The organism is Streptomyces sp. NPDC041814 (assembly GCF_055590565.1).
Genome location: NZ_JBVJAM010000014.1, coordinates 11,378 through 32,309, shown reverse-complemented (window position 1 = coordinate 32,309; position 20,932 = coordinate 11,378). Strand labels below are relative to the sequence as shown.

14 protein-coding genes and 1 riboswitch are annotated in these 20,932 nt (G+C 72.2%); of the genes, 6 read left to right on the top strand and 8 right to left on the bottom strand.

What is annotated here, in order from left to right; all coding sequences use genetic code 11:
* Positions 1-56 precede the first annotated feature (56 nt).
* The 3 genes from ACZ6C6_RS29195 to ACZ6C6_RS29185 are packed head-to-tail and all read right to left on the bottom strand — an operon-like array spanning position 57 to position 2,853.
* Positions 57-755: an IclR family transcriptional regulator gene (locus ACZ6C6_RS29195; protein WP_469206951.1), complete on the bottom strand. Its 699-nt coding sequence runs from the start codon at positions 753-755 to the stop codon at positions 57-59.
* Entirely contained in the window at positions 752-1,984 is a 1,233-nt protein-coding gene (gene fahA / locus ACZ6C6_RS29190) for a fumarylacetoacetase (protein WP_469206949.1), read from the bottom strand. The genes ACZ6C6_RS29195 and fahA overlap by 4 nt, the downstream gene beginning before the upstream one ends.
* Positions 1,981-2,853 carry a hypothetical protein gene (locus tag ACZ6C6_RS29185; protein WP_469206947.1) on the bottom strand — a complete coding sequence of 291 codons (873 nt, stop codon included), beginning with the start codon at positions 2,851-2,853 and terminating at the stop codon, positions 1,981-1,983. Before ACZ6C6_RS29185 ends, fahA begins: the two co-directional genes overlap by 4 nt.
* A gap of 176 nt (positions 2,854-3,029) precedes the next feature.
* Here ACZ6C6_RS29185 and ACZ6C6_RS29180 point away from each other — a divergent pair, with 176 nt between their 5' ends.
* From ACZ6C6_RS29180 to katG, 4 genes are all read left to right on the top strand, one after another.
* Positions 3,030-4,250: a chitinase gene (locus tag ACZ6C6_RS29180; protein ID WP_469206945.1), complete on the top strand. Its 1,221-nt coding sequence runs from the start codon at positions 3,030-3,032 to the stop codon at positions 4,248-4,250.
* A gap of 180 nt (positions 4,251-4,430) precedes the next feature.
* Entirely contained in the window at positions 4,431-6,653 is a 2,223-nt protein-coding gene (locus ACZ6C6_RS29175; protein ID WP_469206943.1) for a serine/threonine-protein kinase, read from the top strand.
* Between the two features lie 26 nt (positions 6,654-6,679).
* On the top strand, positions 6,680-7,294 hold the full coding sequence (locus tag ACZ6C6_RS29170; RefSeq protein WP_469206941.1) for a class I SAM-dependent methyltransferase: 615 nt from the start codon (positions 6,680-6,682) through the stop codon (positions 7,292-7,294).
* A gap of 213 nt (positions 7,295-7,507) precedes the next feature.
* On the top strand, positions 7,508-9,739 hold the full coding sequence (katG, locus tag ACZ6C6_RS29165) for a catalase/peroxidase HPI (protein WP_469206939.1): 2,232 nt from the start codon (positions 7,508-7,510) through the stop codon (positions 9,737-9,739).
* A 63-nt stretch (positions 9,740-9,802) separates the two neighbouring features.
* Here the strand turns inward: katG and ACZ6C6_RS29160 are convergent, their stop codons facing one another.
* The 5 genes from ACZ6C6_RS29160 to ACZ6C6_RS29140 form a co-directional block, all read right to left on the bottom strand.
* Positions 9,803-13,084, bottom strand: a complete 3,282-nt coding sequence (locus ACZ6C6_RS29160; RefSeq protein WP_469207243.1) for a GH92 family glycosyl hydrolase — start codon at positions 13,082-13,084, stop codon at positions 9,803-9,805.
* 280 nt (positions 13,085-13,364) lie between these two features.
* On the bottom strand, positions 13,365-15,575 hold the full coding sequence (locus ACZ6C6_RS29155; RefSeq protein WP_469206937.1) for a HelD family protein: 2,211 nt from the start codon (positions 15,573-15,575) through the stop codon (positions 13,365-13,367).
* A gap of 166 nt (positions 15,576-15,741) precedes the next feature.
* Positions 15,742-16,374, bottom strand: coding sequence for an isochorismatase family protein (locus ACZ6C6_RS29150; protein WP_469206935.1), 633 nt, complete (start codon positions 16,372-16,374; stop codon positions 15,742-15,744).
* A 34-nt stretch (positions 16,375-16,408) separates the two neighbouring features.
* Positions 16,409-18,067 (bottom strand): (2,3-dihydroxybenzoyl)adenylate synthase, encoded by a 1,659-nt coding sequence (locus ACZ6C6_RS29145; protein WP_469206933.1) that lies wholly within the window; start codon positions 18,065-18,067, stop codon positions 16,409-16,411.
* A gap of 50 nt (positions 18,068-18,117) precedes the next feature.
* Positions 18,118-18,957: a 2,3-dihydro-2,3-dihydroxybenzoate dehydrogenase gene (locus tag ACZ6C6_RS29140; protein ID WP_469206931.1), complete on the bottom strand. Its 840-nt coding sequence runs from the start codon at positions 18,955-18,957 to the stop codon at positions 18,118-18,120.
* 425 nt (positions 18,958-19,382) lie between these two features.
* Positions 19,383-19,567: riboswitch (cyclic di-AMP (ydaO/yuaA leader) on the top strand.
* A 3-nt stretch (positions 19,568-19,570) separates the two neighbouring features.
* On the opposite strand from ACZ6C6_RS29140, the gene ACZ6C6_RS29135 reads away from it, so the two are divergent.
* On the top strand, positions 19,571-20,437 hold the full coding sequence (locus ACZ6C6_RS29135) for a transglycosylase SLT domain-containing protein (protein ID WP_469206929.1): 867 nt from the start codon (positions 19,571-19,573) through the stop codon (positions 20,435-20,437).
* A 169-nt stretch (positions 20,438-20,606) separates the two neighbouring features.
* Positions 20,607-20,795 (top strand): antitoxin, encoded by a 189-nt coding sequence (locus ACZ6C6_RS29130; protein ID WP_365686591.1) that lies wholly within the window; start codon positions 20,607-20,609, stop codon positions 20,793-20,795.
* Positions 20,796-20,932: the final 137 nt, after the last annotated feature.

Below are 20,932 nucleotides of genomic sequence, written 5' to 3'. Positions count from 1 at the left end.
GTACCGGCGGCGGCCGGTACGCGCCCGCGAGCGCGCCGCCCGACGGGGGTCCGCGCTCACCCCTCGCCGAGGTGGTCGCTCAGCGTGCCGATCGCGGCGGCGGCTTCCAGGACGTGGGGGACGGCTCGTTCGGCGAGGTCGGGGTCGGAGGTGACCACGTTGATCGCGGCCCGGACCGGCCAGCCCGGCAGCGGGGCCGCGACGCCGTGGGCGCCGATGTTGACCTCGCTGTGGGTGATGACGCAGCCGGTCTCGCGGATCGCCTGGACGCGGGGCGGTTCGGCGGCGCGCGGGGGACCGGATGCCAGCGCGGCCAGGCCGCCGGAGCCGTGGTCCAGAGGGTCGCGGCTGCCCTTGCGGTACCAGAACAGGGGGCCGTCAGTCGGCGGTTCGGCCACCACCGTGGTGACGGCGGCGGTGCCGATGGCCTCCACCAGGCTCGCGGTGGCGTCCAGGCGGCGGGCGAGGCGGTGCAGCACGGGCTCGGCGACGGTCCGCAGGCTGGGCCCGGTGCCGCCGAGGAGGCCGGTCACGGCCGGGCCCACGGTGTAGCGGCCGCTGTCGTCGCGAGCGGCGAACCCCGTCCGGTGGAGCGAGACAAGCAGCCGGTGCGCGATGGAGCGGTGGAACCCCGTCGCGGCCGACACCTGGCTGGTCGACAGCCCCTCCGGGTGGCGGCTCAGTTCGACCAGCAGGGCGAGTCCGCGCTCCAGGGTCTGCGAGCCGCCGCTCTCGGAGTCGTTCGGCGGTGTCATTCCACCTCTTCGGGGATCGGCCGGATGGTGGGGAGGATCCTGCCACGGACCTCGCCCAGGCCGATGCGCCCCCGCGCGCCCGGTGCCGTGTAGCGCAGGACGACCTCGTCGCCGTCCTGGAGGAACGTGCGCTCCTCGCCGCCCGCCGTCCAGGTCTCCTTGCCGCCCCAGGACAGTTCGAGGAACGAGCCGCGCTGGTGCTTCTCGGGGCCGGAGATGGTGCCCGACGCGTAGAAGTCGCCGACCCGCAGCGAGGCGCCGTTGACCGTGAGGTGGGCCAGCATCTGCGCGGGCGACCAGTACATGGACGCGTACGGCGGGCGCGCCACGACCGTGCCGTTGACCTCGACCTCGACGTCGATGTCGTAGCCCGACGGACCCTCCTCGCGCAGGTAGGGCAGCACGGCGGGTTCCTGGCCGGGGAGCTCGGTGCGGGCGTGCTCCAGCGCGGCGAGCGGGGTGACCCAGGCGCTGATGCTGGTGGCGAAGGACTTGCCGAGGTTGGGGCCCAGCGGGACGTACTCCCATGCCTGGATGTCGCGCGAGGACCAGTCGTTGACACCGGTGACGCCGAACACGGTCTCGGTGAACTCGGAGGTCGGGACCCGCTGCCCGAGCGGGACCGTACGCCCGACGACGAAGCCGAGCTCGGCCTCGATGTCCAGGCGCAGCGACGGCCCGAACGTGGGCGCCGGGTCGGTGGGCGCCTTGCGCTGTCCGGCGGGGCGGTGCACCGGGGTGCCCGAGACGACGATGGAGCCCGCGCGTCCGTGGTACGCGACCGGCAGGTGGCGCCAGTTGGGCATCAGGGCGTCGCCGTCGGGCCGGAAGATCCGCCCGACGTTCGTGGCGTGGTCCACGGACGCGTAGTAGTCGACGTAGTCCCCGACCTCGAACGGCAGGTGCAGGGTGACACCGGCCAGCGGCACCAGGCGGACGCGGTCGCGGTACGCGGTGTCGGTGAGCAGCTCCACGGCCCAGGCACGGACCTCCGCCCACACTGCGGCGCCCGCGGCCATCAGCGGGTTGAGCGCGGGTGCGTCGAGCAGCGGCGCCCAGTCGGGGCGCAGCCCGGTGGCGGCGGCGCCCAGGTCCAGGACGTGGTCGCCGATGCGGACGCCGACGCGCGGGGCGGTGTCCGCGGCCGAGAAGACGGCGTACGGGAGGTTGTCGACGTCGTACGCGCTGCCGTCCGCGGCCTCGACCCAGGTGACGGGGTGGGTGCTCATGTGTGAAGTCCTTCGGAATCGGTATCGGTGGCGGGGCCGAGCAGGCCCAGGGCGGTGAGGTCGTCCAGCGGTTCGAGCACGCTGCACGACCCGTACGAGACGAAGGCCTCCCGTGCCGCGGCGGTCTCGGCGGCCGGGAGCGCGGTCACCGCACGGGCCAGCGCCTCCGGGTCGCGCTCGGCGAGGGCCGTGCGGACACCGGACAGGGGGTCTCCGGCGCGGGCCCGGGCCGTCGCCAGGAGCACGTTGAGGTAGCCGTGGTGCTCGAAGCCGGTGGCGGCCGCGGTGTGCCGGACCGCGTGGTGCAGCCCGGCCGTGCACTTGAAGGCGGCCCCGGCGGCGACGGCCCCGTGGATCCACGCCGCCACCTCGTCCTCGTCCGGGAACGCCGCCGCCTCGGTCCCGCCGGTACGGAACTTCAGCCGGAAGCCGTGCCGTGCCACCGGCGCGAGGGCTCGCTCCCAGTCCGGCGTACCGGGACGCGGCATCTCCACGTACACCGTGCCGGGGAAGCCGAGCGCGGCCAGCTCCTCGATCTGCGGCCCGAGCGGCCGGGCGGGGTCCGGTCTGTACTCGATGGCCGCCGGTACGAGCCGGTCGGTCCGCGCGAAGGCGGCCAGGACCTCCGGGAGCGCGGTGGGCCCGGTCACCACGCTCACCCGCAGGCCCTCGGGGAAGAGGTCCGGCCCGGCGTGCCCGGCCAGTTCGCCGAGCCGGTCGGCGGCGATCACGAAGGGGCCGACGAGCTCGGCGTGGCCCGACGCGAGATGTCCGGCGTGCTCGGTCACGGCACGCGGCAGTGGAGCCAGGCCGGGCGGGAAGACCGCGGCGTCGTCCACGAGATGACGGAAGGCGAGAGGGAAGGACACGCGCGACACCCTAGCCGAGAGACCCGTAATGCGGACGGGGGATGTTCCGATATCGGTCACGCGTGGCGCGGGGCTCCGGTGGGATCTTCAAGAATGCGCAATGGTCTAGGCCAACTCATTGACGTGAATGCGTCATCCTTCGATTCTGGCGGCACCTTCTCCCGACAGGAGCCTCCATGAGACGTCTTCGCGCTCTGCTCTCCGGCGTGGCCACCGCCGCCCTGGCCACCGCAGGACTCGCGGCCTTCGCCGCGCAGCAGGCATCGGGTGCGTCCGCCGACGCCACCGCGCTGTCGAACCGGTGGTACGCCGCCGCGCCCTATCTGATGCCGCACGACAACAACCCGCCGGACGCGGGCGCCATCATGGACGCCACCGGCCTCAAGGCGTTCCAGCTGGCCTTCATCCTGGCGCCCAACGGCGGCGGCTGCAGCCCCACCTGGGACGGTACGTCGCCGGTCTCCTCGGACACCGCGGTCGCCTCCGTCATCAGCGCGATCCGCGCCAAGGGCGGCGACGTGTCGGTGTCCATCGGCGGCTACGGGGGAACGAAGCTCGGCCAGACCTGTTCCGACGCGGCCTCCACCGCAGCCGCGTACCAGCAGGTCATCACCAAGTACCAGCTGAAGGCCATCGACTTCGACCTGGAGGAGCCGGAGTACGAGAACACGGCCGCCATCGCCCGCGAGATCGGCGCGGCCAAGATCCTCCAGCAGAACAACCCGGGCCTCTATGTCTCGGTCACCACGGCGGCCACCGCCGACGGCACCGGCTGGTTCGGGAAGCAGATGCTCAACGAGGCGAAGGCGCAGGGCTTCACGCCGAACAACTTCTCCATCATGCCGTTCGACGGCGGCTTCAACGGCGCCGCCGCCCAGACCGGCGCCCTGGCCAACTTCAACTCGATCCTGCGCACCACCTTCGGCTGGGACGAGGCCACCGCCTACGCCCACGAGGGCTTCTCCGGCATGAACGGCCGCAGCGACACCGGCGAGTACTTCACCCAGGCCGACTTCCAGACCGTCCTGGACTTCGCCACCAGCCACCACATGGACCGCTTCACCTTCTGGTCCCTCAACCGCGACCGCCAGTGCACCCCGCCCGACAACAACGGCAAGACCTCCGGCACGTGCAGCAGCGTGGCGCAGGCCGACTGGGACTTCGCGAAGTACTCGGTGAGGTTCGCGGGCGCCACCCCGCCCACCACCACACCGCCGACCACGCCGCCCCCCACCGGCAGCTGCACCGCGGCCGCGTGGAGCGGCAGCGCCGTCTACACCGGCGGCGCCACGGTCTCGTACGGGGGACACACCTGGAAGGCCAAGTGGTGGACCCAGAACGAGACGCCCGGCTCCACCGGCGAATGGGGTGTCTGGCAGGACCTGGGCCCCTGCTGACCCGCTGACCCGCCGGCCTCGACGGCTGCCCCGGTACCGGCCGGGGCAGCCCGTGCCGCGTACCTGCCCGCACCTGTTCACCCGCGTTTCCGGGCCCCACCGTCCTGAGGCTAGTTTGTGTCCAGCACAGACGGGTGGTCCGTGACGGCAGAGGTGCACGGGGACGAGAGGTCGGGAAGAGTGTCGCTGCGCGCAGGCGATCCAGCCGAGATCGGCGGTTATCCGCTGGAGGCGCGGCTCGGTTCAGGGGGCATGGGCACGGTCTTCCTGGCCCGTACGAGCTCCGGCCGGCCCGTCGCCATCAAGCTGATCCACCAGCAGTTCGCCGGCGACAGCGAATTCCGCATCCGCTTCCGGCAGGAGGTCGCGGCGGCACGCCGGGTCAGCGGCGCCTTCACCGCCGCCGTGGTGGACGCCGCGCCCGAGGCCGAACAGCCCTGGATGGCCACCACCTACATCGAGGGCCCCACCCTCGCCGAGCGCATCGCCGCCGAGGGCCCGCTGACCGGGGCCGGACTGCGCAACCTGGCCATCGGACTCGCCGAGGCGCTGCGCGACATCCACCGCGTCGGGGTCGTCCACCGCGACCTGAAGCCGTCGAACGTCGTGCTGTCCCCCGAGGGGCCGCGCGTCATCGACTTCGGCATCTCGCGCGCCGCGGACCAGCAGACCCTGACGATGACCGGACGCGTCATCGGCACCCCGCCCTTCATGTCGCCGGAACAGCTCCAGGCACCGCGCGGCGTCGGACCGCGCTCCGACGTCTTCTCGCTGGCGACCCTCCTGGTGTACGCGGCCACGGGCCACGGCCCCTTCGACGCGGACAGCCCGTACCTCACGGCCTATCAGGTGGTGCACGAGGAACCCTCGCTGGACGCCGTGCCGGGGCCGCTGCGCACCGTCGTGGAACCGTGCCTGGTCAAGGAGCCGGAAGGACGGCCATCGGCCGACGAGCTCCTGGAGCTGCTACGGGACCTGCCCGCCGACCTCGGCGGCGCGGCGGCTGCCGGGCGCGCCCCCGGCCGCACCCGGGACGTGGCCACCCAGCACCACCTCGCCACGCGCGACACCCCGGCGCCGAGCGCCCCCGCCTCGGAGCGGACCGGCCCCCTCGGCGGACGCCGGCTGCGCGGCCGCTGGCGCCCCGTGCTCGCCGCGGCGCTCGCCGTGGCCGCGATCGGCGGCGGAGTGGCCGCCCTCCGGACGGGCGGCTTCGGAGCGGAGCCGGACGAGGGCAAGGCCCGCACGGTCGCCGCGCCCGCGGGCACCCTGCCCGACGGCTTCACGCCCTGGCGCGTCACCGTGCCCGGCGGGCAGGAGGACATCCCCGACGAGCTGCGGTGCGTCGCGCGCGGCGAGGCGGCGTTCTGCGGAGGAGGCGGCGTCGTCGCCACCCGGATCGACGTGCGGGACGGCTCGCGCGCCTGGACGGTGAAGAGCCCGGGCGTCCCCGTTCAGGGCATGCACATGGTGGGCGCCACCGGCGACACCGTGATCGGTTACCGGTTCGCCGCCCAGGACGACCCCCGGGCACGGGGCGACGAGGTGGTGGCCGTCGACGCCGACAGCGGCAAGGAGCTGTGGTCCACGGTCTCCGGCGCCCAGTCGACGGCCGTCACGGGCCGGACCCAGGACGCCGTCGTGACCGGCTCCACCGTGATCACCGTCAACGCGTCGGACGACGCCTTCGAGGCCCGGGACGCGCACAGCGGCGAGCTGGTCTGGACGGCGCCCTTTCCCGGAGGTTCCCGGTGCGCCCCCGTCCTGGCGGACGACGCACTGCTCGCCATGTGCGTGACGGACGCGGAGGTCCAGGCCCTGACGGCACGCCGCCCGGTCGTCCACACGCTCGACCGGGCCACGGGGAGCTGGGGCCGGGCCATCGCGCTGGACGGGCCCGGCGTTCCCGTGGGCGCCGACGGCGGCCGGCTCGTCCTGCTCCGTGAGCACACCGACGGCCCGGCGCTCAACGGCTACGACGCGGTGATGCGGGTCGACCCGGCCTCCGGGAAGGCCACGGACAAGCCGCTGGACACCACGTACGAGGGCACGCCCGGCATGGCGGACGGCACCGTGTACGTGAGCGGGCGGACCGGCCGCGTCACCGCGTTCGACCCCGCCACCGGCCGGAAGAAGTGGTCCCGGCAGACCAGCGTGGAGGGCGCGTCGGGCCCCGCGGCGGGGGACGGCGCCCTGCTCTTCAGCTCCGCGACCGGCCGCGTGGTCGCCCTCGCCCCGTCCGACGGCACGGTGCTGTGGGCGACGGACCCGAGGGCGGACGGCCTGACCGGCGAGGAGGGGGCGAGCCCCCGCGTGACCGTCGCCGGACGCGCGGTGATCGTGGCGGCCGCCCGGAACACCGTTTTCGCCTTCGACGCCCACCGCCCGCCGAAGTCGGGCTGACCAGGGCCCCGTCTACAGTGGCCCGCATGAACCGCTGGACCGAACTGACCGGAGACACCTCGGGCGAGGACTACGCCGCGCGCTTCGCGGCCCTGGCCCGGAGCGGCAAGGACATGCACGGCGAGGCGCGGTTCTGCGCCGCCCTGGTACCCGCCGGGGCGCGGGTCCTGGACGCAGGTTGCGGCACCGGCCGGGTCGCGATCCGGCTCGCGGAGCTCGGGTACGACTGCACCGGGGTGGACGTCGACGCCTCGATGCTGGCCGTCGCGCGCGAGCAGGCGCCCGGGCTGCCCTGGTTCCGCGCCGACCTGGCCGCGTTCGACCCGCACGCGCTCCCCATCGAACCGGGGTTCGACCTCGTCGTCGCCGCGGGCAACGTGATGGCGCTGCTCGCCCCCGGCACCGAAGCCACCGTGGTCGCCCGCCTGGCCGGAGCGCTGCGCCCGGGCGGTCTGCTGGTCGCCGGGTTCGGCCTGGACGCGGCCCACCTCCCCGTACCGCCCGGCCTCACGCTCGCCGAGTACGACGCCCACTGCGCCGCCGCCGGGCTCACCCCCGTCGACCGCTTCGCCACCTGGGACGCCGACCCGTACGACGGCGGCGGCTACGCGGTCAGCGTGCACCGGCGGGGCGAGGGCTAGCCGGACGGCGGGTCCGTCCTTCGGGAACGCGCGTTCGGCGCCGCGGATGCCGTTGATCCATTCCATCGCGTGTTCGTATTGACTTGGACAAGGTCCATCGTAGGATCGGTTCCGGCCGAAGCCAGGGCAGGACTCCCTCCGGGCGAGACCGGTCAGGCCAGCCCCCCTCGCATTCTCAGAGCACCGAGATCCGCCCCGTCCGGAAGGAATTCCATGACTGAGAACCACGACGCGATCGTCACCGACCCCAAGTCGGAGGAGGCCGGCGGCTGCCCCGTCGCGCACGGTCGCGCGCCGCACCCCACCCAGGGCGGCGGCAACCGCCAGTGGTGGCCGGAGCGGCTCAACGTGCGGATTCTCGCCAAGAACCCCGCCGTGGCCAACCCGCTCGGCGAGGACTTCGACTACGCCGCGGCCTTCAACGCCCTGGACCTGCCCGCCGTCAAGCGGGACATCGCCGAGGTGCTGACGACCTCGCAGGACTGGTGGCCCGCCGACTTCGGCAACTACGGCCCCTTCATGGTCCGGATGGCCTGGCACAGCGCCGGCACGTACCGCATCAGCGACGGCCGCGGCGGCGCCGGCGCCGGCCAGCAGCGCTTCGCCCCCCTCAACAGCTGGCCGGACAACGCGAGCCTCGACAAGGCGCGCCGCCTGCTGTGGCCGGTCAAGAAGAAGTACGGCAAGAACCTCTCCTGGGCCGACCTGCTCGTCCTCACCGGGAACGTCGCCCTGGAGACCATGGGCTTGAAGACCTTCGGCTTCGGCGGCGGCCGCGTGGACGCCTGGGAGCCCGACGAGGACGTGTACTGGGGCCCCGAGACCACCTGGCTCGGCGACGAGCGCTACACCGGCGACCGCGAGCTGGAGAACCCGCTCGGCGCCGTGCAGATGGGCCTCATCTACGTCAACCCGGAGGGCCCCAACGGCAACCCGGACCCGATCGCCGCGGCCCGCGACATCCGCGAGACGTTCCGCCGCATGGCGATGAACGACGAGGAGACCGTCGCCCTGATCGCCGGCGGCCACACCTTCGGCAAGACACACGGAGCCGGTCCCGCCGACGCCGTCGGCCCGGACCCCGAGGCGGCCCCGATGGAGCGCCAGGGCCTCGGCTGGGAGAGCTCGTACGGCACCGGCAAGGGCGGCGACACCATCACCAGCGGCCTCGAAGGCATCTGGACGGACACCCCCACCGCCTGGGACAACAGCTTCTTCAACATCCTCTTCGGTTACGAGTGGGAGCTCTTCAAGAGCCCCGCGGGCGCCCACCAGTGGCGGCCGAAGGACGGCGCGGGCGCGGGCACCGTGCCCGACGCGCACGACCCGTCGAAGAGCCACGCCCCGACGATGCTCACCACCGACCTGTCGCTGCGCTTCGACCCGGCGTACGAGCAGATCTCGCGGCGCTTCCACGAGAACCCGCAGGAGTTCGCCGACGCCTTCGCCCGCGCCTGGTTCAAGCTGACCCACCGCGACATGGGCCCCGTCGTCCGCTACCTCGGCCCCGAGGTCCCGCAGGAGACGCTGATCTGGCAGGACCCGCTGCCCGAGCGCACCCACGAGCTGATCGACGCCGCCGACATCGCGGCGCTCAAGGAGAAGGTCCTCGCCTCCGGCCTGTCCGTCTCCGAGCTGGTCTCCACCGCCTGGGCCTCCGCCTCGTCCTTCCGGGGCAGCGACAAGCGCGGCGGCGCCAACGGCGCGCGCATCCGCCTCGAACCGCAGAGCGGCTGGGAGGTCAACGACCCGGACCGCCTCGCGGGCGTCCTGCGTACGCTCCAGTCCGTCCAGGAGACCTTCAACGCGGAGCAGCGGGACGGTAAGCAGGTCTCGCTGGCCGACCTGATCGTCCTTGCGGGCGCCGCCGGGGTCGAGAAGGCGGCCAAGGACGCCGGTACGGACATCGAGGTCCCGTTCACCCCGGGCCGCGTGGACGCCTCGCAGGACCAGACCGACGTCGAGTCCTTCGTGGAGCTGGAGCCCGTCGCCGACGGCTTCCGCAACTACCTCGGCAAGGGCAACCGGCTCCCCGCCGAGTACCTGCTGCTCGACCGGGCGAACCTGCTCAACCTGAGCGCCCCCGAGATGACGGTCCTCGTCGGCGGTCTGCGCGTCCTGGGTGCCAACCACCAGCAGACCTCGCACGGCGTGTTCACCGACGCGCCGGAGACCCTCACCAACGACTTCTTCGTCAACCTGCTCGACATGGGCACGACGTGGAAGTCGACGGCCGACGACCAGAGCGCCTTCGAGGGCCGCGACGCCGTCACCGGTGAGGTCCGCTGGACCGGCACCCGCGCCGACCTGGTCTTCGGCTCGAACTCCGAACTGCGCGCGGTCGCCGAGGTCTACGCGAGCGACGACGCCAAGGAGAAGTTCGTGCGCGACTTCGTCGCCGCCTGGGACAAGGTCATGAACCTGGACCGGTTCGACCTCGTCTGACGACGCCGCAAGGGCCGGTCCCCCCGCGCGGGAGGGCCGGCCCTTGCCGTTGTGCGGGGGCGGTCAGGCGGTGGCCACCGCGAAGACGTGGATGATCCCGCCGTCCGTGGTGCGCGGCAGCGTCACGGACGCGAGCCGCTTACCGGCCTGGAGCGCGAGGGGCGCGGTCGTGAAGACCTCGGTGCCCACCGGGTCCTTTCCGCCGCCCTGCACATCGCGGTACTCGGTGTGCACCGCCACCGTGTTCCCGTACGACGGCTGCTGCGAGCCGCCGCCCAGCGTCCAGTCGCTGAAGCCGATCTCGGCCTGCTGCGTGGTGCCGTCGGTGTACGTGAGCGTCACCGTGCCCGACGCCTTGCCCTCGGCCGCGCTCCCGAGGAACGCCAGCTTCGTGTCGCCCTCGGCGGAGGAGACGTTGAGCACCTGCGGGCCCGCACCGACCACCTCGATGTTGTCGGGGTCACCGGCCTCCACCTTCGGCCAGGTGAAGTCGAAGCCGCCCGAGGAGACCGTGCCGCCCGGCTTCGCCCCCGCCGCCGCCAGTGCCTCGGCCGAGTAGCTCCAGCCCTCGCCGTCGAAGTTGGCCTGCGGATTCTCGTCGTCCGCCGAGATACCGGTGCTGTTGCGGTTCCACAGCAGCCCGTTCCTCTCGGCGACCGTCACCGCCGCCGACGTCTTCGGCAGCTCGGTGCCCGTCGAGGACTCCAGTGTCACGGGGACCGTGTAGTAGCCCTCGACGGTGTCCTTCCCCGCCGACACGGTGAGCTTCGCCTGTGCCGCGCCGCTCGCCGGGACCGTGAAGTCGCCCTCGGACGGTGTGACGGTGACCCCGGCCGGGGCCTCCGCCTCCCAGTGCACGGTGGTGGCCTTCGTCTCCAGGCTCTGCACCTTGACCACGGTCTGCGCACCGTCACCGCCCGGCTCGACCTTCAGCTGGTCCGGGGACGCGCCGGTGAAGTACTTCAGCCCGCCGCCGGGGAACGACGGCGGCGCGTCGGCCGGTGCGCTGCCCCAGGAGGTGTCGGGCGTCGTGCCGAGCGTGAAGTCCAGCCGCCCACCGTGCTCCACCAGCGAGTCACCGACCCACGGCTTCGTGGACGTGCGGCCGTCGACCTTCAGCCCGTGGATGTACGTGTGGTCCGCCGACGCGGCCGGAGCCTCGATCGTGATCTTCTTGCCGTGCCCGGTGTGCACCACCGCGTGCGGGAACAGCGGCGCGGTGAGCGTCAGATCGGCGCGGCTCGGGTTCTGCGGGTACATGCCGAGCGCCGAGAAGACGTACCAGGACGACATGGTGCCCGCGTCGTCGTTGCCCGGGATCCCGCCGGGGCCGTCGGTCCACAGCTGGTCCAGCTCCGCGCGGACCGTCTCCTGCGTCTTGTACGGGGCGCCGAAGTAGTTGTACAGGTACGGCGCGTTGATGTCGGGCTCGTTCGTCGGGTCGTAGCGCGTGGCGTCCTTCGCCGAGAAGTCGAACTTCCCGTCGGGCGTGCGGAAGAACGCGTCCAGCCGCTCCGTCGCGCGCTCGTTGCCGCCCATCGCACCGGCGAGACCGGCCACGTCCGAGTACACCATCCAGGTGTAACGGGCGCTGGTGCCCTCCACGAACCCGGCGCCGGTGCCGGGCGTGAAGGTGCCCGCCCAGCTGCCGTCGGACTTCCGGTCGCGTATGTACCCGCCGTCCTCGGTGGCGTTGGCGTCGAAGACGTTCGTCCAGTTGCCCGACCGGTCCAGGAACTTCTTGGCGTCGCCCTTGTTGCCCAGCCGCCGGGACAGCTCCGACAGACCGTAGTCGGCCGCCGCGTCCTCCAGCGTCTCGGCCGCCCCGCCCCAGCAGTGGCAGTTGTCCGCCGGTACGTAGCCGAGCTCCAGGTACTTGTCGAGCGCGGGGCGCTGGCCCACGCACTCGACGTTGCAGCCGGAGCTGTCGGAGTCGTTGGCGGTCGGCACGGTCGCCGCCTTCACCAGCGACTCCAGCGCGCCCCTGACGTCGAAGTCACGGCCGCCGAACGCGTAGATCCCGGCGAGCGCCGCGTCGGACGGGTCGCCCGACATCACGCTCGTCTTGCCGTTCTCCAGCAGCCAGCGGTCCCACTCGCCGTCGCGCTGGTTCGCGTAGTTGAAGAGGGACTGCGCGTAGTCGCTGCCCGCCTTCGGGTTGATCAGCGCCATCAGCTGCACCTGGGCCCGGTACTGGTCCCAGCCGGAGAAGGTGCCGTACTGCGCCTTCTGCCCCTTGGACAGCCGGTGCGGCTTCCGGTCGGCGCCGAGGTAGCGGCCGTCCACGTCGCTGGTGAGGGTCGGCTCCAGCATGGAGTGGTAGAGCGCGGTGTAGAACGCGGTGCGCCGGGTGTCCGAGCCGCCGCCGATCTCGATCGCCTTCAGCGCCTTGTTCCAGTTCGCGGCCGCCTGCCGCTTCACCGCGTCGAAGCTCTTGCCGGGTCCGTTCTCCTTGCGGAGGTTGGCCTCGGCGTTCGCGGCGCTGACGTACGAGACGGCCACCTTGGCGCGCGCCTCGGTGGTGCCGTCCGCGAAGGTGACGTACCCGCCGGAGCCCTTGCCCTCGACCGCGTTGCCGGACGAGCTGTAGCCCGTTCCGCCGGAGGCGGAGGTGGAGCCGGGGGTGAGGGTGCCGTCCTTCCAGGTGCCGACCTTCGCGAAGGGCTTGTCGAAGTGGGCGGTGAAGTACAGCGTGTAGAGGTCCTTGCGGTTGTTCGCGCTCTGCGGTCCGCAGAAGTTGCCCGCCGTGACCGACCCGGTCACCGTCCGCGCGGCCTTGTCGATGCGCACGGTGGCGTCGGTGCTGCCCGTCTCCGAGTTGGAGGTACGGAAGAGCAGGCTGGCCGGTTTGTCCGCCGGGAAGCCGAACTCCCCGGACCCCGTCCTGGCGGTCGTGGTCAGCGCGGCCGAAGCACCTCCGGCCAGGCCGACCTTGTAGTAGCCCGGGGTGGCCGTCTCGTCGTCGTGCGAGAAGTCGCTGGCGTACTTCGCGTCGGTGGTGTCCGAGCTGGGGGAGGAGTCCACGTCACCCACGTACGGCATGATCGGGATGTCGCCGTTCGCGCCCGAGCAGCCCACCCCGTTGAGGTGGGTGAGGCTGAAGCCGCGGATCTTCTTCGCGTCGTACTGGTAGCCGCCGGGGGCGGGCGTCGAGACCTGCTTGCCCCTTGAGTTCTGCGGGCTCCACGCCAGCATGCCGAACGGCTGCACGGCACCCGGATAGGTGTTGCCCGCGTTCGACGTGCCGATGAGGGGATCGACGTACGACACCGGGTTCCTGACGGTGTCCCGGCCCGGTGCGGCCGAAGCGGGGGCGGCGGCGGCCGCGAGCCCCGCCACGGCCATGGCGGCGGCCGTGACGGAGCCCACGGCCCGGATCGCGGTGTGCGTACGACGTTTGTGCGTGTGTGGCACCGTTCCTGCCCTTCTGATGTGACGGACGGTCAACGCGGCGGGGCCCGGCGCCGTGACCGGGGAGGAACGACGTGCCCCCGACAACGTTGTCAACGACGTGAGGATGCTCCTCCTGCCGGTCCTGGGTGTCAAGGCTCCCCGGAATCCGCCCGTCCGGCCGGGCTGTCCACGCACAACAGCCCGGCCCGTGACTCCGGTTGTCCGGAGTCCGTCAGCGCAGGGCCGCCGGAAGCGCCTCCCGGTGCAGGATGCCCAGCCGCTGCGTCGCCCGGGTCAGCGCCACGTACAGGTCACTCGTCCCGAACCGGCCGGGCTCCACCACCAGGACGTGGTCGAATTCGAGTCCCTTGGCCTGACGGGGCCCCAGCAGCACCACTGTGCGGGTCAGATCGGGCTCGCCGCCGGGCACGACCCCGTCCAGCGGCGCCGCGATCTCCTCGTGCAGCTCGCGCGGCGCGATCACCGCGAGGCGGCCTTCGGCGGGGGTCAGCTCCTCGACCGCCCGCGCCACCGCGCCCGCCAGATCCGCCCCGGAGTCCCGCACCCACGGCACCTCGCCCGTGGAGCGCACCGAGCCAGGCGGCTCGAACGACGGGTCCTCGGCCCGCAGCACCTTCGCCGCGACCTCCATCACCTCGGCGGGCGTGCGGTAGTTGACCCCGAGCCGGACATGCTCGTACCGGTCGCCGACGTACGGCTCCAGGATCTCCCGCCACGAGCCGACCCCGGCCTCCTCCGAGGTCTGTGCCGGGTCGCCCACCAGCGTCATCGACCGGGTCGGGGACCTCCGCATCAGCAGCCGCCACGCCATCGGCGACAGCTCCTGCGCCTCGTCCACGATGATGTGCCCGAACGCCCACGTCCGGTCGGCGGCCGCCCGCTCGGCCGCGCTGCGGTGGTCGGCCTCCTCCTGGCGCTCCGCCATCCGCTCGGCGTCGATGATGTCGTGCGCGGCCAGCAGCTCCGACTCCTCGTCCTCGAACTCGAAGGACTCCGAGCCCCTGGACAGCTCCAGGACGCCCTGGGCGTACGCGATCCGCTCCTGGCGCTCCGCCTCGGCGGCGGCCCGCGCGGCACTGTCGTCCACCCCGAGCAGTTCCGCGGCCTCGTCCAGCAGCGGCACGTCGGCCGGGGTCCACGCGTCCTCGCCCGGCGCCCGCCGGATGGCCTCGGCGTCCGCGTCCGGCAGGTGGACCGGCTCCGCCAGGTAGTCGGCGAGGAAGTCCTCCGGGGTGAGCGCGGGCCACAGTCCCTCGATCGCGGCGTGCACCTCCTGGCTGACCGCGACCGCCTTGCCGAGCTGGGCGATGTCGTCCGGGCCCAGGAAGTTCGGCCCGCCGTACGGGTCGGCGCCGATGCGCTCGGTGAGCTGGGCGGTCAGCGCGTCGATGATCCGGAACGCGAAGTGCGGCCGGGCCAGGTTGTGCGGCAGCCGGGTGTCCCGGGCCGCCTGCCGGGCCTCGTAGGCGATCTCCCAGTCCAGGACCAGGTCGCCGTCGTCGTGCGGGATGATCAGCGGGGCGCCGGGCTCGGGCAGCAGCTGCCGGTCCCGCACCGCCAGCGCCAGCGCCTCGGCCATGGGGGCGCCGCCCTTCACGGCCGCGGCCCGGGGCGTGTCGGTGCCCCGGGCGCGGACGCCGGGGAACAGCTCGGCCTGGGTGGCGAGGAGGACGCCGGTCTCGCCCAGCGAGGGCAGCACCTCGCCGATGTAACCGAGGAAGGCCGGGTTCGGGCCCACGATGAGGACCGCGCGCTTGGCCAGCAGCTCCCGCTGCTCGTACAGCAGGAACGCCGCACGGTGCAGGGCGACGGCCGTCTTGCCGGTGCCGGGCCCGCCCTCGACCACCAGGACGCCCCGGTGCGGCGCGCGGATGATGCGGTCCTGCTCCGCCTGGATGGTCCGCACGATGTCCGCCATGCGTCCGGTCCGCGCCGAGTTCACCGCGGCGAGCAGGACCGTGTCGCCGCTCGGGTCCTCGAAACCGGTGCGCTCCCGGTCCCCGACATCCAGGATCTCGTCGTGCAGCTCGGTGACCGTGCGGCCCTCGGTCGTCACATGGCGGCGCCTGCGCAGCCCCATCGGGGTGTGATTCGTGGCGAGATAGAAGGGGCGGGCGACCGGGGCACGCCAGTCGATCAGCAGAGGCGTGTGTTCGGAGTCGTCCTCGCGGATTCCGATACGGCCGATATGGTGCGCGACGCCGTCCGTGAGATCGATCCGGCCGAAACAGAGTGAACCGTCCACCGCATTCAGCGCGGCGAGCAGACCGGAGCGCTCGGCGACCAGGACATCGCGTTCGAGCCGGGCCTGCTGGCCGGTGCCGACCGGCGTCAGGGCGTCCTGTACCTGCTCGGCGGCGTCACCGCGCAGCACGTCGACACGGTGGTGGAGCCGGTCGATGTATTCCTGTTCCTTCTGCAATTCGGCGCTTTCCCGAGTTGACAAAACAGCTCCCTGACGGATATGGTGATTCTTGTTGGCCCCCGGTGAGGGGCCTTTTCTGTGGGCGCACAGAATCACTCAATATACTCGTGAAAATCCCCGGTCCGCAATTGCGGACCGGGGATTTTCACTTCGCCCGGGGCCGTCACAGCTCCTTCAGCAGCGCCTCCGTCGTCGTCACGACCGCGCAGCGGCCGGCCGCCCAGCGCAGTGCCATGTCGTGGTCCTCGCGCGAGAAGTCCGCCACCGCGTCCGCCACCACGAACGCCTGGATGTCGCGCATCCACGCGTCGGCCGCGCTCATCAGCACACCGATGTGCGCGTACACACCGGTGATCACCAGCTGGTCGCGGCCGTCGTCGCGGACGAGGGATTCCAGCTCGGTGCGGACGAACGCGCTGTATTTCCACTTGGTGAGCACCGTGTCGCCCGGCGCGGGCGCCACCTCGTCCGGCGAGGCGAGGGCCTCCGGGTCGTCCGCCACCCCCGGCCCCCAGAAGTCCAGCTGGAGACCGCGCTCCTCGGCGCTCTGGCCGCCGCGCTGCGCCGAGTGCACCACCGGGATCCCGGCCCGGCGGGCGGCCCCGATCACGCGGGCGGTGTTCGCGAGCATGCCGGTCAGCGGCTCCTCGCCGGGGCGGTACGCGCGCAGGAAGTGGTTCTGGAGGTCGTGGACGAGCAGCACGGCGCGCGCCGGGTCGACGGTCCAGCCGACCCGGTTCGCCGGGAGCTCGTCGGGGCCCGGCAGGGGATACGGGGCGATGGCGGGAAGAGCCATGAGGGCAGCCTTTCGGTGCCGCGGCGAGGCGGACTCAGTTCTGTGCGGGGGGAGTTGACGTGGTGGCGGGAACCGCGTCGGTGCGCAGGCCCTTCTTGCTGACCTTGCCGATCCCCGTGTGCGGGAAGGCGTCCACGAACTCGACGAGGTCGGGCACCTTGTACGCGGCGATTCCGTGTGCGCGCACATGCCGCTTGACGGCGAGCGCCCCGGGCGGTTCGGCGCCCTCGCGCAGGATCACGTACGCCAGGGTGCGTTCACCGAGATACGGGTCGGGCACACCTACCACCGACACGTCGTGCACCGAGGGGTGGGCGAGGATGATGTTCTCGATCTCCTCCGGCGCGACCTTCTCGCCGCCCCGGTTGATCTGGTCCTTCGCCCGCCCCTCCACGACGAGGTGGCCGCTCGGGGTGCGGCGCACGATGTCGCCCGTGCGGTAGAACCCGTCCTCGGTGAACGCGGTCCTGTTGTGCTCGGGCGCGCGCCAGTAGCCCCGGATCGTGTACGGGCCCCGGGTCAGCAGGTGCCCGAACTGCCCGTCGGGCACGTCCTGTCCGGCGTCGTCCACGATGCGGATCTCGTCGTCCTCCGAGATCGGCCGGCCCTGGGTGGTGACCACGGTCTCGTGGTCGTCGTCCAGCCGGGTGTAGTTGACCAGGCCCTCGGCCATGCCGAAGACCTGCATCAGCCGGCAGCCGAGCGCCGGTTCGAGGCGGCGGGCGGCCGTCTCGCTGTACTTGGCGCCGCCGACGAGGACCAGACCGAGGCTCGACAGGTCCTGCTCCGCCGAGGCGGCCGCGTCCGTCCACACCAGGGCGAGCGGCGGGACCATCCCCGTCATGGTGACGCGCTCCCGCTCGATGACCGGGAACGCCGTGGCCGGGTCGGGGCGGGGGCACAGGACGACGGTGCCGCCCGCGTACAGCGTGCCGAGCCAGCCGGGCGAGCTCATCGGGAAGTTGTGCGCGGCGGGCAGGACCACGAGGAAGCGGGTGTCCGCGTCCACGCCGCAGATCTCGTTGGATCCGCGCAGCGAGTAGATGTAGTCGTCGTGCGTACGGGGGATGAGCTTGGGCACCCCCGTGGTGCCGCCGGACAGTTGGAGGAAGGCCAGGTCGTGCGGCTCGGGCCCGTCCTCCGGCTCCCCGGCCGCGTCGCGTGGCACGTCGGACAGGGCGGTGTGCTCGCCCGGGTCGCCGACGACGAACACGTGCCTGAGGGTGGGCGCCTGCTTCCGTACGGCCGTGGCCAGCGCGCGGTGGTCGAAGCCGGCGTGCCGGTCCGGGATGACGTAGGCGACGGCCTCGGCGAAGGAGCAGAAGTAGCCGATCTCCGTCTCGCGGTGGGCGGGCAGCGCGTAGACGGGGAGTGCGCCGATCCGGAAGAGGGCGAAGACGACCTCGGCGAACTCGGCGATGTTGGGCAGCTGGACGACGACCCGGTCGCCCTTGGCTATTCCGCGCGCCCGGAAGCCGGCCGCCAGCCGGGCCGCGCGCTCGTCCAGCTCCCGGTACGTCCAGGCGCGGCGCTCCGGCGCGGGGTCGATGAGCGCGACCCGGTCGCCGTGGGCCCCGGCCCGTTCGCGCAGCATGCTCGTGAAGGTCTCGCCGCGCCAGTGCCCGGCGGCGCGGTAGCGGGCGGCGAACTCCGCGGGCCAGGTCGGGGCGTCGTCGTACGGTGAGGCAGTCATCGTTCCAGGTCTCCAGGGGAGGGCCGTTTCGGGGGTGCCGGGCGGACGGGTCAGGCGCGCAGGGTGGCGCCGCCGTCGACGTACAGGTCGTGCAGGGTGATGTGGCGGGCCCGGTCGGACACGAGGAAGGCGACCGCCTCGGCGATGTCGGACGGCTCGGCGATCCTGCCCAGCGGGATGCCCGTGCGGTAGCTCGCCAGGTCTCCGGCCACGACGCGCTGGGCGGCGGGTCCGTGATCGTCGCCCGCCTCACCGGCCGGCCACATCCCGCGCTGCATGTCGGTGAGCGTGGAGCCGGGCGAGACGGTGTTGCAGCGGACGCCCCGGGGGGCCAGTTCCAGGCCGAGGCACTTGGTGAACATGACGGATGCGGCCTTGGAGGCGGCGTACGCCGCCATGGTCGTACGGGGAATGCCGGCGGCGTTGGACGCGACGGTGACGATGCTGCCGGCGCCCCGGTCCGCCATCCGGCGCGCGACGGACCGCGATACGTGGAAGACCCCGTCGGTGTTGACGGCGAACGTCGCCCGCCAGTCCTCGTCGGTGAGCTCGGTGACGGGTGAACAGCGCAGTATCCCGGCGACGTTGACCGCGATGTCGAGGGCGCCGAATGCCGCCTCCGCCTCGGCGACCAGGGCCTCGACGGCCGCGGCGTCCGTGACGTCCAGCGCCCGGGCCACGACGCTCCCGTCGTACTCCCGGGCGAGCGTGTCGATGCCTTCCGGGGCCGCGTCGGTCGCCAGGACCCGGCAGCCGCGCGCGACGAGGGCCCGCACGACCGCTTCGCCTATGCCGCGTCCGGCTCCCGTCACGAGGGCCAGCCGGCCGCTGAGCTCCTCTTCGGCGGGGGCGACAGGAGGACGGGAAGAGGAGGCGGAATGCGGCGCCATGGTTCAGGGGTCTCCCTTATGACGGTGCGAACGGGGGCAATGTCACTTAGGTAAGCCTAACCATAGAGTGATCACGTGGGCCAGGGGGCCGGAACCCGTGATCCCGCCTGATCGCGGGCTGCTTGATGTCCCTTTTGTTCATGTATGAGGTGAAAGTCAATTGCGGGCGATTGGGGTGAGTTTGCGGGTGCCAGACATGCCCAAAAGGGGCGAATCGCTTCATTTCGGCCTCAGTGGGCAGCGTCACGTCGGCCGTTTCTGACGCGCAATCCGATCTCCCGGTTCCCAGTCGTGCCAAGAAATTTGACTTCCTCCGGTGCGGGCGATCATGAGCATTTCCTTTGATTGATCTTGCAAAACAATTGTGATCAGCAATTCCGGGCTTGTTCCGGCCGTCGTTTCTCGCTTACGGTCCCGTCATCAATCCGGATGGAACGCCGAATCCTGCCGCCGTCCGGGAACCCGACCACTCACGTACGGCAGGAGCGGGGGACCCAGGTATGCCGCCGGTCCGGAATCCGGAGCGGCTAGGGGTGAAGTCGCCATGCGCGACCGGACATCTCCAGTCCGAACCCGACAGCTCACCTCGCAGGCGACGGAGAGGAAATACGCCATGCCCTTCCCGGGTAAGCACCGTCGTGCCAAGTCCGCGTCCCTGACCCGCGGTTTCATCGCCGTCAGCGCGGGCGGAGCCGTTCTCGCGCTCCCCCTGATCGCGGCCGGATCGGCCTCCGCCGCCCCCGCCAAGACCGTCGCCGCCGAAAAGGCCGCGGCCCCGACTTCCGTCGCCGGCAAGGAAATTGCCGTGCGCAAGGCCGCGCCCACCACCTATTCCGTGGTGTCCGGCGATTCGCTTTACAAGATCGCCCAGGGACATTCCCTCAGCGGCGGCTGGGAGCGGCTGTACAAGGACAACCGCGGTGCCGTCGGGAGCAATCCCGACCTCATTCACCCGGGCCTGAAGCTCACCATCGGCGCCAAGTCCGAGGCCGCCGCCCCGAAGGCCGCCGAGAAGAGCGCCTTCAACGCGGAGACCGCCGGCAAGAACGGCGACACCGCCCCCCGGACCGAGAGCGCCGACCGCGCGGACCGCTCCGAGCGCACCGTCGTCCCGGTCGCCGCCGAGAAGCCCGCCGAGACCCAGGCGGCCGTCACGTACACCGACGACCTCGACGGCTGGATCAAGGAATCCCTGGCGATCATGGCGCAGCAGGGCATCCCCGGCAGCTACGACGGCATCTACCGCAACATCATGCGCGAGTCCTCGGGCAACCCGATGGCGATCAACAACTGGGACATCAACGCCGTCAACGGCACGCCCTCCAAGGGTCTGCTCCAGGTGATCCAGCCGACCTTCGACGCCTACCACGTGCCCGGTACGTCGCTGGACATCTACGACCCGGTCGCCAACATCACGGCCGCGTGCAACTACGCCGCCGCCACTTACGGCTCCATGGACAACGTCTTCGGCGCGTACTGACCGGCACCGGCCCCGCGCTCGGGGCACGGCCGTGAGCAGGGGTGGGAAGAAGCGGAAGCGCTTCTTCCCACCCCTTCGGCGTGTGCGGCGGGAGGACCGGCCGTCCCGGAATGCGGGGCTACGGCGGGGCGTGGATGCTGGAACGGTCAGCGTCTCTAGGAGGTCAGTCATGGGCATGCTCGACAAGATCAAGGACATGATCAAGGGGCATCCGGACCAGGCCCGCCAGGGAGTCGAGAAGGGCGGCGACTACGTCGACAAGAAGACCGGCGGCAAGTACGGCGGCCAGGTCGACTCGGCTCAGCAGAAGATGAACGACCAGCTCGGTGACCGCCGCCCGCCCGACGAGGGCCGGTAGGCGCTCGCACGGACCGTGGGGGGGCCGGGGGGGGGGGGGGCCCGGGCGCGCCCAGGCCCGCAGGTGCCGGTGGGGCCCAGCGGCGCGCCCCCCCGGCGAGCGGGGAACGGGCGGGGGGCGGGGGGGCGAGCCCAGGG